This is a genomic window from Prevotella veroralis DSM 19559 = JCM 6290 (genome assembly GCF_000377625.1).
GTDB classification, from domain to species: Bacteria; Bacteroidota; Bacteroidia; order Bacteroidales; family Bacteroidaceae; genus Prevotella; species Prevotella veroralis.
The window spans coordinates 120201-135748 of record NZ_KB898331.1 but is presented as its reverse complement, the minus strand read 5'-3'; the positions used below and the strand labels follow the sequence as shown (position 1 = coordinate 135748).

The 15548-nt window shown below is 41.5% G+C and carries 11 protein-coding genes; 5 read left to right on the top strand and 6 right to left on the bottom strand.

Translation table 11 applies throughout. The features are described from left to right. Window positions 1-211: 211 nt before the first annotated feature. The 3 genes from D464_RS0107765 (at window position 212) to D464_RS0107755 (ending at window position 2598) form a co-directional block, all read left to right on the top strand. A complete protein-coding gene (locus D464_RS0107765; protein ID WP_024985842.1) occupies window positions 212-1465 on the top strand; it encodes a peptidase U32 family protein in 1254 nt (417 codons plus the stop codon). Between the two features lie 167 nt (window positions 1466-1632). Then, window positions 1633-2049, top strand: coding sequence for a SufE family protein (locus tag D464_RS0107760; protein ID WP_004383101.1), 417 nt, complete (start codon window positions 1633-1635; stop codon window positions 2047-2049). Then, window positions 2050-2598, top strand: coding sequence for an RNA methyltransferase (locus D464_RS0107755; protein WP_018910899.1), 549 nt, complete (start codon window positions 2050-2052; stop codon window positions 2596-2598). A 175-nt stretch (window positions 2599-2773) separates the two neighbouring features. Here the strand turns inward: D464_RS0107755 and D464_RS0107750 are convergent, their stop codons facing one another. The 3 genes from D464_RS0107750 to rnr all read right to left on the bottom strand — a co-directional run bounded on the left by D464_RS0107750 (window position 2774) and on the right by rnr (window position 7289). After that, window positions 2774-3775, bottom strand: a complete 1002-nt coding sequence (locus tag D464_RS0107750) for a C1 family peptidase (protein ID WP_024985841.1) — start codon at window positions 3773-3775, stop codon at window positions 2774-2776. Window positions 3776-3806: 31 nt separating this feature from the next. Beyond that, window positions 3807-4622, bottom strand: a complete 816-nt coding sequence (locus D464_RS0107745; protein ID WP_018910897.1) for a hypothetical protein — start codon at window positions 4620-4622, stop codon at window positions 3807-3809. Window positions 4623-5009: 387 nt separating this feature from the next. After that, window positions 5010-7289: a ribonuclease R gene (gene rnr, locus D464_RS0107740; protein ID WP_018910896.1), complete on the bottom strand. Its 2280-nt coding sequence runs from the start codon at window positions 7287-7289 to the stop codon at window positions 5010-5012. An 84-nt stretch (window positions 7290-7373) separates the two neighbouring features. Between rnr and D464_RS0107735 the strand changes: the two genes are divergently transcribed. Next, on the top strand, window positions 7374-8363 hold the full coding sequence (locus D464_RS0107735; RefSeq protein ID WP_018910895.1) for an NAD-dependent epimerase/dehydratase family protein: 990 nt from the start codon (window positions 7374-7376) through the stop codon (window positions 8361-8363). 81 nt (window positions 8364-8444) lie between these two features. Then, the gene (locus D464_RS0107730; protein WP_018910894.1) at window positions 8445-9410 is read left to right on the top strand and encodes a phosphatase PAP2 family protein; all 966 of its coding nucleotides are present in this window, start codon (window positions 8445-8447) and stop codon (window positions 9408-9410) included. A 649-nt stretch (window positions 9411-10059) separates the two neighbouring features. Here D464_RS0107730 and D464_RS0107725 read toward each other — a convergent pair. From D464_RS0107725 to D464_RS0107715, 3 genes are all read right to left on the bottom strand, one after another. After that, window positions 10060-12531, bottom strand: coding sequence for an outer membrane beta-barrel family protein (locus tag D464_RS0107725; protein WP_018910893.1), 2472 nt, complete (start codon window positions 12529-12531; stop codon window positions 10060-10062). 238 nt (window positions 12532-12769) lie between these two features. Further along, on the bottom strand, window positions 12770-13579 hold the full coding sequence (locus tag D464_RS0107720) for a DUF3108 domain-containing protein (protein WP_018910892.1): 810 nt from the start codon (window positions 13577-13579) through the stop codon (window positions 12770-12772). Window positions 13580-14129: 550 nt separating this feature from the next. Then, on the bottom strand, window positions 14130-15176 hold the full coding sequence (locus tag D464_RS0107715; protein ID WP_004383091.1) for a ribonucleotide-diphosphate reductase subunit beta: 1047 nt from the start codon (window positions 15174-15176) through the stop codon (window positions 14130-14132). Window positions 15177-15548 lie beyond the last annotated feature (372 nt).

The following is a 15548-nucleotide window of genomic DNA, read 5'->3' as shown; positions in this document are numbered from 1 at the left end:
ACGAAGATAGGCTTTTTGCAAAACTTACAAAGTCCTTTACGCCCTTTATCGGATATTTTCTGTACCTTTGCAAAGCAATCCTTTTCAGCAAAAGGAACTATTTTTTAATGAGTAGCTCATCAGTATCAACATAACAACGAATAGAGTTATAATATAATAGAAAACAAGCTTTCGCCTCACTGATAGCACCCAGTTCAAGATAATAAACATAATGGATAAAAATATAAACGACTTTGAAATAATGGCACCCGTTGGCTCTCGTGAGTCATTAGCGGCTGCTATACATGCTGGAGCAAACTCTGTTTACTTCGGAATAGGTAAGTTGAACATGCGTTCCCACTCTGCTAATCACTTCACAATAGACGACCTTAAGGAGATAGCAGAGACTTGCAACGCACAGAACATCAAGACTTATCTAACAGTAAACACGGTTATCTATGGTGAAGACATTACAACGATGCACGAGATTATAGACGCTGCTAAGGATGCAAATATCACTGCCGTCATAGCGAGCGATGTAGCTGTAATGATGTATTGTAGGCAAGTTGGCGTTGAAGTCCACCTCTCCACCCAATTGAATATATCAAATATTGATGCCTTAAAGTTCTATGCGCAGTTTGCAGATGTAGCCGTTTTAGCACGCGAACTGAACATGGATCAGGTAAAGGAGATACACGAACAGATTATAAAACAGAACATCTGTGGCCCTAAAGGACAGCCTATTCGCATAGAGATGTTCTGTCATGGAGCCTTCTGCATGGCTATCTCTGGCAAGTGTTATATGAGTCTTCACGATGCCAATCGATCGGCTAATCGTGGTGAATGTGTGCAGATTTGCCGTCGTAGTTATACGGTAACTGATAACGAAACAGGCAACCAGTTGGAGATAGACAATAAGTATATAATGAGTCCAAAAGACCTTAAAACCATTCGATTCATCGATAGGATGATGGACTCCGGAGTACGTGTCTTCAAGATAGAAGGTCGTGCTCGAGGCCCCGAATATGTACACACTGTGGTCACTTGTTATCGAGAGGCAATACAGAGCGTATTGGATGGAACCTTCACAGAAGAGAAGAAAGACAAGTGGGATGAACGCTTATCTACAGTCTTCAATCGCGGTTTCTGGGATGGCTACTATCAGGGTCAGAAGATGGGAGAATGGACTAAGGAATATGGTAACAAGGCTACTGAAAAGAAGGTTCTCATCGGTAAGGTGATGAAGTACTTCTCGCGTCTTGGCGTTGCAGAAATAGCCGTTGAAGCCAATACCTTCGCAAAGGGTGACAAGCTACTCATCACTGGTAACACCACTGGAGCTATGTTCCTCAATGCTGAAGAGATACGTTATGACCTCAAACCAGTGGATGTTGCAGAGCAAGGATGGCGTGTGTCTATCCCCGTACCAGATAAGGTTAGACCGAATGATAAGCTGTTTAAACTAATCAAGAGTGACAAGAATTAAGGAATGAAAGGGCATGAAGACAAATGTTCTTGATGGTACATTAAGGATATACAAGGCTACAATACCGATTCTTGGTATAGTAGATTGAAACACATTAAGCCACTTTACACTTGTCTTAACTCCCCTTCTCTCCTTCACTCCTACCACTCCTTTAAATAAAAGAAACTATGACAATAAACGAAGCGCAAGATGCAGTAATCGAAGAGTTCAGCGACTTCTCCGATTGGATGGACAAGTATCAGATGTTAATCGACTTAGGTAATGACCTTGAACCATTGGCTGAACAGTATAAAAACGAGCAGAATCTCATAGACGGATGTCAAAGTCGTGTATGGCTCCAATGCGATAATGTCGATGGCAAACTGGTGTTTACAGCTGATTCAGATGCGCTTATCACGAAAGGTATTATCGCTCTTTTGATTCGCGTTCTAAGTCATCATACCGCACAAGAGATTATAGATTCCGACCTATACTTCATTGATAAGATAGGCTTGAGACAGCATCTTTCACCTACAAGAAGCAATGGCTTGCTGTCAATGGTTACTAAGATCAAAGCCTATGCGGTTGCTTTTAGTATGAAATAAATGCGCAAGTTACGTACAATAGAGATGAGTCGGCTCTCCATTGAGGAGTTTAAAGAAGCCGAGAAGTTGCCTCTCATCGTCGTTCTGGACGATGTGCGGTCATTATATAATGTAGGAAGTGTATTCCGTTCAGCCGATGCCTTTCGTATAGAAGCCATCTATCTATGTGGTATAACGGCTACTCCTCCTAATGCCGAGATACATAAGACGGCTTTAGGAGGCGAAGATTCGGTTGATTGGAAATACTTTGAACGGACAGAAGATGCCGTTGAAGATTTGCATAAGAAGGGTGTTTTCGTTTATAGCGTAGAACAGGTTGAACATTCAACAAAGCTCCATACGCTTGATCTCAATACTGAATCGACTACAAACAACAGCCATTATGCCATCATCATGGGCAATGAGGTGAAGGGCGTAAAACAATCTGTTGTAGACATGAGTGATGCTTGCTTGGAGATACCACAGTTCGGAACGAAGCATTCTCTGAATGTTAGTGTGACTGCAGGAATCGTTATCTGGGAGTTTGCAAAGCAACTCTTTACTAAGTAATAAGCCTCATCTATCCAACAAACGACGCTCATCAATAATACTGATAAGCGTCGTTTGTTTTTATTTTTAGTTTATTTTTATTCTATTATTAGATTATTTTACTCTAGTTTTTAATCTATTTTTAATCTAAAGGAAAAGTTTTCTCCATGATAAAGAGGCTTTTCGAAGTAGATAACTATAGGTTAGTTCCCACTAAGGCAATAGTCTTCATATAGACATAAGGCTCACTCAAGAACATGAAACCATGGTAAGGATTGTCCGTGCCCCAGCTATTTTTACAAAGAAAGAAACGTTTACCATGCTGGTCATGGGCTATTCCAACGATCTCCATACAATGGTCGTCAGTTGTTTGAAAGTGCTCAAACGCTTCTTGTCTGTCCTTTTCTGTCCATTGCCGAGCCTCATCATCCAACATTGCATATCCATGTTCAAAGGAGAAGAGAGGCTCTGAAACGTCACCTTCCCAGCACACGGGATGCCCTTTCTTCAGGCTATTTACAATGCAGGGGATGATGTCTTTTGCTGGAATATTTAGGAAGGTATCGTGGAAATAATTATCTGGAACTTCTAAAGGGAAGCTCTCATGTAATGGATGATGTAGGAAACTCGTTACCGCTGTGTACTCATCTGGCATACAAACACTGCGTGCAAACTCGTAAGGAGTGTATCGCACACCAAACATAAAGACCTGTTTAGGCAAAGTTCCGATGCTCTTATCCAAGAGTTCATCAACCTTCTTCGAACGATCAAGACGCCTACAAAGGACATTATAGTCCATATCTGGCTCACTATGATAGGCATCATAATGCTGTAAACCATAGGTTTTGATGAGGTCAAGTGTCATTGTACTCATACCGCGAGTGGTGATGGGTCGCTCTAAACGAGCCACTCTCTTCGGTAGAAATTGGCGTCTTCGAGTCTGCTCATATAGGTACATTCGAGCCACATAATCGGCACTTAGGTTGACAGAGTCACCTTGTATGATATGCTCTGACTCAATAGTTGCAAGCATAGCATAGACCCAACAAAGTGAACTAGAGCCTTGATTCTTCACGGGGGAAGTAGGAAGTAAGAGGTCAATGGTAAACTTCTCCTTTGGAAAACTACGTTTTTTTGCCCCTTGCGAACAACTGATAATAAGCAAGGGAAGCATGAATAAATAAAGAATTTTCCTCATTTTACATTTCAATTATTGGTAGTCTGGTGCCTTAGTATTCTATCATCTTTTCCCAAGCAACAACTACTTCCTTATCTAAAGAAGGGACAGAAGCGGGGATAGAGAACGTCCATACATGGTTTTTCTCCTTCTTTATCTGTTTGAGTTCAGCCTCTGTTATCATCATTCTATCCGATACATAGAACTCACTCCATACATCAATACGATCGTCAACATCCTCTCCTCGATAACGAGCAAAGAAGGTTTGATGCTTTTGGAAGGCGTTAAGAGCATAATTAGAAAGGTAAGTTTCGCTCTCATCAAATTGTGTCATACGAGCAACGATACCATACATACGCAACTGACTCATATCTATTTCATGGTTAGGCTGCCCCACTAACTCATCCATCTCGATAGTTGTCAACAATTCTGTCTGCCCTTTTATCTTCTGCTTGTCATGCGTTATTTTACCGCACTTATCCGCCCATCGATACACATCTCCATTGTTCCTCGTTGAATACTCTTCGCTATTTATACTCTCAATAAGCGTTTGTCGCTCTAAATTTGGCAGTGACATCCGCACGAAGGTATCGTCTCCATTGGCTTTCGGAGCCTTTCGACGACGCTCACCAAGGAACTTTCGATCAATAAAAGGCGACTTCTTTTTATTGTCAGAGCTACCTGCTATGGAGTCAGATACAGGTATATAAAACTCCATCATGCCATCTACAAAATAAGAGAGCATGCTATTTGTCGCCTGATAAACACGATAATACCCCTTTAAACGGGTGTATCTCTGCTCTTGCGCATGCGCTATTAGAACAAAGAAAACGCCGAGTAAGAGTAGAAATAGTCGTTTGTTACACATAAAATAGAATCATTTTTCAGTCTTAATTCATAATTAATAATTCAAAATCCATCATTATGCTTACCATTGTTAAGCTCTTCTTAAATTGAAAGTAACCCCAAGCTGTAGGGACAGACACCCTCGTCTGGAAACCCCACCCAGCCTCCCCTAAGGGGAGGAGTGCCTAACGGGAGCCAGTTAGGATAGGTGTTTTCTCATCCAGGAGAAGCCATATCCAATAGAACTAACAACTTGTTTACTCGTTAACTCGTGTACTCGTCAACTCTACCTAATAACTTGTCTACCCGTTAACTCGCATACTCGTCAACTCTATCTAACAACTTGTCTACTCGTTAACTCGTGTACTCGTCAACTCTACCTAATCATAATTTTGAATTAGAGAAAGGCTCACTTTCTCCTCCTTCTCTCCTTCTTCTTCTTATCTTTTGGTTGCTCTTTTACAGGTTGTTGGGGCGTCTTCACGGGTCGACCATCATCTAGTGTGAAGTCGAGCTGTTTGCGTTCTAGGTTCGCTTTAGCCACCTTTATGCGGATAGGATCACCCAGTTGATAAACGTGATGACGGCGTCGCCCCACTAGACAATAGTTCTTTTCGTCGAAGTCGTAGTAGTCATCATCAAGGTCACGCATTGGTATCATGCCTTCGCAATGGCTCTCATCTATCTCTGCATAGATGCCGAAGCTCTGGATACCTGATATATGTGCATCGTAACACTCACCGATGTGTTCGCCCATAAACTCAACCATCTTATACTTGATGGAGTCGCGTTCTGCATTCTGCGCTACCAATTCCATATCCGAACAATGCTCACACAACTCCTCATAGTGATCCTTGTTTGCAGAGCGACCACCATTCTGGTAACGTGTTATCAAGCGATGCACCATGGTGTCGGGATAGCGACGGATAGGCGAGGTAAAGTGTGTGTAGTAATCAAAAGCTAATCCGAAGTGCCCTATGTTATGCGTTGTGTACTTCGCTTTCATCATCGATCGCAGAGCAATCGTTTGTATCACCTTCTCTTCGCGAGTACCTTGTACCTCATCCATGAGCTTGTTCAACGCACGAGCTGTAGCCCCCTTCGTACTCGAAGACTTAAGTTTATAACCGAACTTAGCGCTGAATTCACGTAGATTCTCAAACTTCTGAGGGTCTGGATTATCGTGAACTCGATAAGGGAGAGTCTTTGCTTTCTTGCCTTTAACGGTCTTTCCAATGCTTTCCGCTACTGTTTTATTAGCAAGGAGCATAAATTCTTCTATCAACTTGTTGGCATCTTTCGATCGTTTGAAGTAACAACGGAGCGGCTTACCAGTGTTATCTACATCGAAATGGAGCTCTTCTGAATCAAACTTAACGCTTCCTCCCTTGAAACGACGTGCTCGGAGAAGCTTTGCCAAGCGGTCTAGTGTAATGATCTCTTCGGCATATTCGCCCTTATAACCATCCTTCCCTGGCTTTGGGGCAGGCTCTCCTGTACCATCAACAACACCATTATCTTCCAGTAATTGCTGTGCCTCTTCATAAGCGTAACGCCTATTCGACTTGATAACAGTGTGTACAATGCGGTAAGCCTTTACATTTGCGTCATCATCAAGATTGAAGATACAACTGAAAGCGAGCTTCTCCTCATTGGGACGCAACGAACAAATGAAATTACAAAGACGCTCTGGAAGCATTGGAATAGTGCGATCCACAAGATAAACAGAGGTCGCTCTCTGCTGTGCCTCACGGTCAATAATGTCGCCTTCTTTGACATAATGCGATACATCTGCTATATGTACACCAACTTCCCAAAGCCCTTCCTTCTCTAGTCTTCGTATAGAGAGAGCATCGTCAAAGTCCTTTGCATCCTTTGGATCTATCGTACAAGTCCACACGTCACGGAAGTCTTCTCGCTCCTTAAAGTCCTGCTCTGTTATCTCAGCACTTATCTTTTCGGCAGCATCCTCAACGCGTTTAGGATACTTATAAGGCAATCCGTATTGCGCAAGAATGGTGTTCATCTCAACGTCATTATCACCAGCTGCACCCAAGACATCAACTACCTCGCCCATAAGGTTCTTGTGGTTTGCGTCAGGCCATTGTGTTATCTTCACCAAAGCACGGTCACCTGTAGTTCCACCACGCAACTTCTTCTTAGGAATTAGTATGTCATGGATAAAGAGATTCTCCTGAGTTACAAGGAAGGCAATGTCCTTCTCCACTCTTAACTTGCCTACGAAGGTATCTTTCTTGCGCTGCAATATCTCGATGACCATCGCCTCTTTAATATGATTCTGGCGTCTTGCCATGTACTGCACTTTGACATGATCGCCATTTAAAGCAGCCATCGAATTACGTTCGGAGACGAATACAGGAGTGCCACCATCGTCTGGTTGAAAGGTATTCTTTCCATTAGCTTTGCGAATGAAAGTACCTTCTTGCACCTGTCCCTTTGTATTAAGAGTATAGGCACTATCGCCTACCTTTGCAAGAAAGTCGTCCCATGCCATCTCTTCCATCACATCAATTGCTAACATCTTAGCTGGATGTGTCTTTAACTTCAAAGCACGGAATATCTCTTTAAAACTATATGTTTCGTTAGGTTGCGACTGAAAGAAAGAAGTCAACTGTTCGGCTAGTTGCTTCTTAGTTAATCGCTTTCCACCTTTCTTATCTTTCGTCATAAATAATGGAATTAGTATGTTTATATATTCGACAAAGTAACGAAAAAGTTTGTATCTTTGCAAACGTTTGCTAAGATATTTTCGATGAATAAGATATTAATAACAGGTGCTTCGGGCTTCATTGGGTCATTTATAGTGGAAGAGGCAATACGTCAAGGATATGAAACCTGGGCTGCCGTGCGTCGCTCATCATCGAGAGAGTATTTAAGAGATGAGCGCATTCATTTCATAGAACTAGACTTTTCTTCTGTCGATAAATTGACAGAACAGCTTGCAGGGCACGCTTTCGACTATGTTGTTCACGCTGCTGGTGTGACGAAGTGTTTGCATAAAGCAGACTTCTTCCGCATCAATACGGATGGAACAAGCAATCTCGTGAAGGCACTTCAGGCTACTCAACCAGCACTGAAACGCTTTGTCTTCATTTCAAGTCTTAGTATCTTTGGAGCTATCAGAGAGCAACAACCTTACAAGGAGATTGAACCTACGGACACTCCAAAGCCTAACACGGCATACGGACAAAGTAAGTTAAAGGCCGAAGCAATGCTCACCGACGACTTTCCTTATATTATCCTGCGCCCAACAGGAGTATATGGTCCGAGGGAGAAGGATTACTTCTTGATGGCAAAGAGTATCAAGGGGCACTCCGACTTCGCTGTTGGTTACAAGCAACAGGACATCACCTTCGTCTATGTAAGGGATGTTGTGCAGGCTGTCTTCCTATCGCTTGAGCACGGGAAGGCTGGAAGTGCATACTTCCTAAGCGATGGTAAGGTTTATCAAAGCACCACTTTCAGTGACTTGATACATGAGGAACTGGGCAAACCATGGTGGATTCGCATTACTGCGCCTATCTGGTTGCTGCGCATTGTGACCTTCTTTGGCGACCTAATAGGGCATATCACGGGTAAAATATCGGCTCTTAACAATGATAAGTATCAGATTCTTAAACAGCGAAACTGGCGTTGTAACATCCAACCAGCTATCGACGAACTGGGCTATCAACCGAAGTATGACCTCAAGAGAGGGGTGAAGGAGACGATTGATTGGTATAAGAAAGAGGGTTGGCTATAGATTAGCTAATTATTATTAGGCTAATTGGGCGAATAAGCCTAATAGGGCTTATGGGGCTTATAAATCCAATAACAACAAACAATGAAACGATTCATAACAAACTTATTTAAGCTAGAGAAGAAACCTGTTAAGGGTCTTATGGCATACGAATGGGTGGTAATGGCCTACTTGGTATTGACACTTATCATCACATTCTTCATGTACACGAGCATCAATAACCCACAAGCTATGATTTACGGGCGCATCCGCATTGTAGCTCTCACGGCTGTTATGTGGCTTGTTTATCGCATTGCACCCTGTCGACTAACACGCTTCACACGTGTAGGAGTGCAAATGGCATTACTCGCATGGTGGTATCCTGATACTTACGAAATCAACCGTCACCTCCCAAACCTTGACCATCTAGCAGCTACATGGGAGCAATCTCTCTTCGGATGTCAGCCTGCCTTGCTCTTTGCAAAGGCTCTTCCGGGGCACATCTTCAGTGAGTTATTCGACATGGGATACGCTGCTTATTATCCAATGATAGCTGCAACCGCCGTTTACTACTTCGGTTGGCATTACAAGGAGTTCAATCGTGCTGCCTTCGTCATTCTCTCTTCGTTCTTTATCTATTATGTTGTCTTCATCTTCCTACCGGTCGTTGGTCCTACATTCTATTATAAGGCGATAGGCTTACAACAAGCTGCTGCGGGCGTATTCCCTAACTTGCACGATTATTTCAACCATCATCAAGAGTGCTTACCAAGCCCTGGTTATACTGACGGCATATTCTATCACCTCGTTGAAGACGCTAAGGCGGCAGGCGAAAGACCAACAGCTGCGTTCCCGAGTTCGCATGTTGGCGTGAGCACAGTGTGTATGTTGCTCTTATGGCACGACCGCAACTATCGTCTCTTGGCTGTTCTTGCACCATTCTACATCCTCCTTTGTTGTGCAACAGTATATATTCAAGCACACTATCTCATCGATGCTATCGCTGGCTTCATCACCGCTTGTATCATCTTCGCCAGCCTCATGAGGGTATCACGTAATATGGTTAGATAGAGTTGACGAGTTGACAAGTTAACGGGTTGACAAGTTATTAGTTCTGTTGGATATGATGCCACAAAGTAGGGACAGACGCCCTCGTCTGTCCCTACTTGTGGAGGTTCTTCCAATTCAAAATTAAGATTACTTCTGTCATAAACAATAGCTATTATGGATGCAACTGATGGATGATACAAAACAATGAGAGGCTTTCTTCAAATTAAAGAAAGCCTTTCGTTGATATGAAGAGAGGCTCTTCTCGCATCAAGGAAACGCCCTCTTCCAATGGCAAAGAGTATTCTTTAATTAACTACCATAGACTTATTCCCTCCTTTAAGAAGCGCTTCAAGAGGCTTTCTATTATGCATACAATCCATTAGAAAGGCTTAGAAGACTTTTATACAAGGCTGTATAATCAATTATACAAACGTGTACAATCAATTATACAAACGTGTACAATCAATTATACAGGTGTGTATAATCTGTTATACAAGCGTGTATAATCCCGTTAACAAAGTATCTTGTGGACGAGAGAGATACTATCGAGCGAGTAAAAGAGATACTATTAAGGCAATGAAAGGGCTGTAACACGAATGATGTTACAGCCCTTTATGATTTTAATTAATGCCCATTAGGAACATTAATAACGATAAACAAGCATGGAAGATTACATCCCGACACCCATTCCCATACCGTTCATCTGCTGGTCGTTCTTCTTTTCTTGGAAGTCGTTAGTTATCTTTGTCTCATGACTCTGGTATTGCTTCTTGGTGTTACCGAAGTTCCATGTAAGTGTGAAAGATACCATCTGGGCAGGAATTGAGATGTTCATACGATTCTCAAAGTCGGCTCCACGACTATACTGCTTCATCTTTATCTTACCAGTTAATGGCACGAAATACATCAAACTCAAGTCGAGTTTATCCTTAATAAGGCTCTTTGATAGCGTTGTATTGAACATATTGAAGCCGCCGTTATAGCCTTGTAGAGAATACTTCTTCGTCATTCCACCCACGAACATACTCCATTTCAAATCCCAAGGGAAGGTTTGCTGCACACCGAGGAATGTAGTGGCTTGCCATCCATAGTTATGTGCATTGAGTTGTTCTGATCGAATATCTCCATAGTCAACATTGGCTGTTAGCATCAGACGAGTCTTATTAGTAACGGCGTAATTCATAAACGAACTGAAGTTCGTCCAACGGCTTTTAACGATGTTGCCATACGTGGTATTCAGTATCGAACCATGCATGAATGAGTACTGTTCTATCTGATTATTGGCAAAGTTCTCACCGAGTGTTACGTTGATCATAAACTTCGGTGTGAAGGAGTTGAAGACTACTTTTATGTTGTGACTCTTCTCTACTTGCAAGTCAGGATTACCATAGCTATCGGCCGTCGGGTTGCTTATGTCGTGGTAAGGATTCAGATAACTGATACCTGGTCGACTGATTCGCATAGAATAGTTAACGCCTAAATTCATACCAGCTGATAGGTTGTAAGTAAGGCTGGCAGATGGTACTAAGTTGCCATAGTGCTTCTTGAAGTTGGCACCAGGACCTACTATGAACTTCACGTTCTCCCATGTATGCTCGTAACGAAGCCCCACCTTGGCACCTAACTTACCCATTGTTGCTGCATATTCGGCGTATTCGGCAAGGATGCTTTGCGTGTTCCTATAATTCACACTGTTGTTGGCATTGTAGACATTAGTACCACTTACGATGTCATAAAACTTCGAGTCGGAAGAGTTGCGACGTGCGATAAACTTCAAACCAGTGCTTAAGGTCTGTCCTTTCCCTATCGGTGTGGTATAGTCGACTTGCACTGTATGCTCCGTTCCACGCGTCTTCGCCTCTGAATAAAGATCCTTTAGTGGAATCGTAACACCTGCTGGCAAGGGATCATAAACACGTAGGTTTGTGTTCTCGGCAGGCGTTGTTGAGAAGAGATAACTCAATGTCAAACTACTTGTGCGAGCCTTATTAAAGAATCGCTGATAGTCTATGCTACCGTTAAAGGAGGTGTTCTTATTCTTCATGGTCATCTCGTTACCATACGAGAAACCTGTTCCGTAAGGACCACCGGAGAAGGTTGTCATGGGGTGACCATCGTTCTTCATGGTAAAAGAAGTAAGACCAATGGATGCACCAATATTGCTCATAGAGTCGAGCTCATAGCCCAGACTAAGGTTACCCATGGTGAATGGGATGTGAGTATTGCCCTTTTGACGATAGTCCATACGTGACCCATCACTCGCAGTACGGCTCATCTCGGTCACAGTACCTTTCGACTTTATTCCACTATACATAATGTTAGCACTGTAAGTCAGCTTTCCCTGCTGTCCACTAAGGAATCCAGACGACCGCCAACCTGTGTTTGCTGCAGTGATAGCAAGGTTTCCGTTATATCCATTCATATTAACGGCACTCTTGCCATTAACGCGGTTCATGATGATATTCAGCACTCCACCTGTTCCTTCGGCATCATATTTAGCACCTGGATTGGTCACTACCTCTATTGATTTAACAGCCGAGGCGGGCATTGACTTGAATATTTGTGAGGGATTGGAAGAGAACATCACGTTCGGTTTACCATCCACATAAACCTTGAAGGAGGACTGTCCATTGACCGAGATATTGTCTTGTCCATCCACAGTTACCATCGGAACCTTACGCAGCATGTCGAGTACTGTGTTCGTCTTAGCGTCATTATCAGCCTGAACATCATACGACATCTTGTCCGTTTCCATCTTAACAAGTGGCTTCTGAGCTACTACCTCTACGCCTTTCAACTGCTTCGTATCGTCTTGAACCAGCAACTGCCCCAAGTCGATAATGCCTCCTGTGGCTGTAAGTTGCACCTTTCGGAGAACCTCCTTACGCCCCATAGCAGTGAAAGAGACCAAGAAGTTACCTTGTCCTGTTACTTGCTGAGAGAACTTACCATCAATAGCTGTAACCGACATAGCCACTGGCTTGTCACTTTTCTTACCTTTATAAACACGAACGGTAGCGTAGGGTTCTCCCTCATGGGTCAATGAGTCGAGTAGAACTCCCGATATCGTTGAGGTCTGACCATGCGCTGTTACAGCCATAGCCAGCAGTCCTAACGTAATTAGAAACTTGTTATTTCTCATATAATCACATATTTATGGTTGCAAAGATAACAATAAAACACTATTAGACAAGTACTCCTTACATTAATAAAAAATAAATCCCTGCCTCATCAAGACGATAAGGTAGGGATTAATATGCGTTAACTAAAAAGGGTTATAATAGATACATCTTTCCTAAAAATAGCTTTTGATATACGCTTGATTTAGTCAATAACCAAAAAATAGGTTCTTTATATATATTAATGAAACTCCTCTTTCTTTATTTCACTTCCGCTATTACAGGATTATTAATACCTTTCATTGATGTGAGGAAAGCCTTAGCAGAACCAAACTTTAAGCGCATATCGAGACGAACAGGGATGTGATTCTTATCGTCTGTAACGTAGAAACTTGCTATGTTACGCCACTTTCCATCATCATATTCCCAATAAGTAAGTTTCAAACAACGATACTTATGATCATTATCTGCCTTTATATCTTCCTTACCATTATATATAATACGTGCAGGATCACGGCTGTTTCCATCTACAATAGGGAAGTTTACAACCTCACCTTTCTTCCAACTCTCAGGATTAAAACTTCTGGCACGAAGGAAGATACTCATCATATCATAACAACAATCATCATAAGTGCGTTCCATCCACTTATGTTTTCCTTCACTATTGATACGATGCTGGCGAAGATGACACTTACCATTAGGATAAGAATAGAATACTTCATCCACCGTATAACGCTTTCCTTCTCTTGCTCCCTTACGATAATACAATGGTACCATCTGCTTTGAATTATAAGCAAGGAGCGTATCACGTAATACAAAGTAATTATCCAGCTTACCATTGCCACGTGTTGTCAACGATGCACGATAAGCCGGTGTACCTTTATAATTAGACGAGACTGTGTACCAGGAAGCCGTTCCTGCCTTTACCCAAATAAACTTCCAATTATAATAGAGGTTGTAAGTTAGATATTCTCCACTGCTGAATGCTGTGTTACGAAACGTGCATTGAGCTGAGACGCGCAGGCTAAGAACAGCCAAGAGACAAACTATATAAATCTTAAAATGTTTCATCTTAACCGGTTTAAAAGTTCAATTCATATTATATATATTCTTTATTTCTTTTATTGAAAGATAAAGAATGATTTAGTATAATGGGCTGTGGATTGGTGCAGAACTTATCTTCTCTTTTCTTGTTAGATTGCTTATCAACTTGAGAAAGATACTTATTAAAAAGTTATTCGTACTTCTTTTGATTGATACTCAACCTTTATTATGAGTTATCCACACTTTCCACAAGTGGTGCAAAGATAGTAAGTTTATATCTTTTTACACTGATAACTTGTGTAAAACTTATCTAAAATGCCGTTAATAACTATGTGGATATCCACTAAGAAGGGGATCTCTACTGAGGGTTGTGGATATCCACAGGGTTATAAAAGGGTTATGAAATGTGTTTTCAACATAGTTTTCAACAGTTTTGTGGATAACTTTTCCTACTTATGAGGATTGTGTTTTTAGAAAGATGAGATATTAGCGATTGCTTTTATATACAATCATTCGGGGAAATCAGAATGGCAGACTCGCCCGAATGATAGGTGTAATGGATAAATTAAATAGCTTTTTAAAGGTCGTCGATAAGGGCTGTACTCTTTGCATAAGCCGTACTTCTTGCTTCAAAGAAGTCGGTTTTCACCATATTAGCGTTAGAGTATTGCCCCACCCACTTCATGTTTTCTGGTTCTTTCTGATTGTCTGGATAGAGGAAACCAAAGCCCAATCCTGACCAACGAAGGTTACCGAGATAACGAATGTAATCTGATACCATCTGCGAGTTTAGACCCTGCACATCATTTCCAATAACGTATTGTCCCCATGCTATCTCTTGACGTACTCCCTCGCGCATCATATCCTCGTAAACCTTAACCTTTTCTTCGGTGAACATATCAGGTTCCTCTTTCTTTAATTCAAGGATTATGCTTCTGAAGAGCCAGAGATGCGTGTTTTCGTCCCTATTGATGTATCGAATCTCTTGAGCAGACCCCGACATCTTACCGTTCCTACTGAGATTATAGAAGAACATAAAGCCACTATAGAAGTAGATACCTTCGAGGATAAAGTTAGCAATTAAAGTCTTCATCAAGCTGAATTTATCGCGCTTCTCATGGAATTCATTGTAACAATCACCGATGAATTTATTGCGATTCAGCAAATGTTCGTCCGTTTTCCACTGATAAAGAATGTCGTTTCTTTCCTCCGGAGAGCAGATAGTATCAAGCATATAACTATAACTCTGACTGTGTATGCACTCCTGGAATGCCTGTATATGCAAGCATAGATTTACCTCATTGGCGGTAATATACTCACTAACTGTTGGTAAGTTATTACTTTGCAAAGAATCAAGGAATACCAAGAAACTAAGAATCTTATCGTATGCTGTTCGTTCGGCTTTATCCAATCGAGGATAATCCTTGAAGTCTTGCGAAAGATTAATCTCTTCGGGAATCCAAAAGTTATTCATTGCCTGACGATACCAATCACTAACCCATGAATACTTCATGTTGTTGAAGTCATTCAGATTGGTTGTATTACCGCCGATCATGCGTCTTAAACGCAAATCCACATCCCCTGAAGGGTTAAACAGGGTGTTTCGTTTTAGTTTATCTTCCATTGCTTTGAGAAGTTATGAATACTTCTTTTTTCTTTATCTATCATTAATAAATATATTTGTCTTCACTCCCTTTCATTCCTTTTCACTCTTGCTTATTCCTAAAATATGTAATACTTTTTCATTGATTGATTATACCTTTCAGATGAAACGAACGTACTTTTCATTAAAAACGGAGGTACATTTTACCAAAAACGGAGGTACGTTTTGCTAAAAATGGAGGTACGTTTTATCGAAAACGGAGGTACGTTTTTTCTCAATCTATTATACTTTTCATAACACGTTAGCTATTAGATAGTTACAACTGATGGTTGTTTATGACATAAATGCTTGTTTTTATGATAAGAATCATCCGTTAGATACAAATAAAATGTA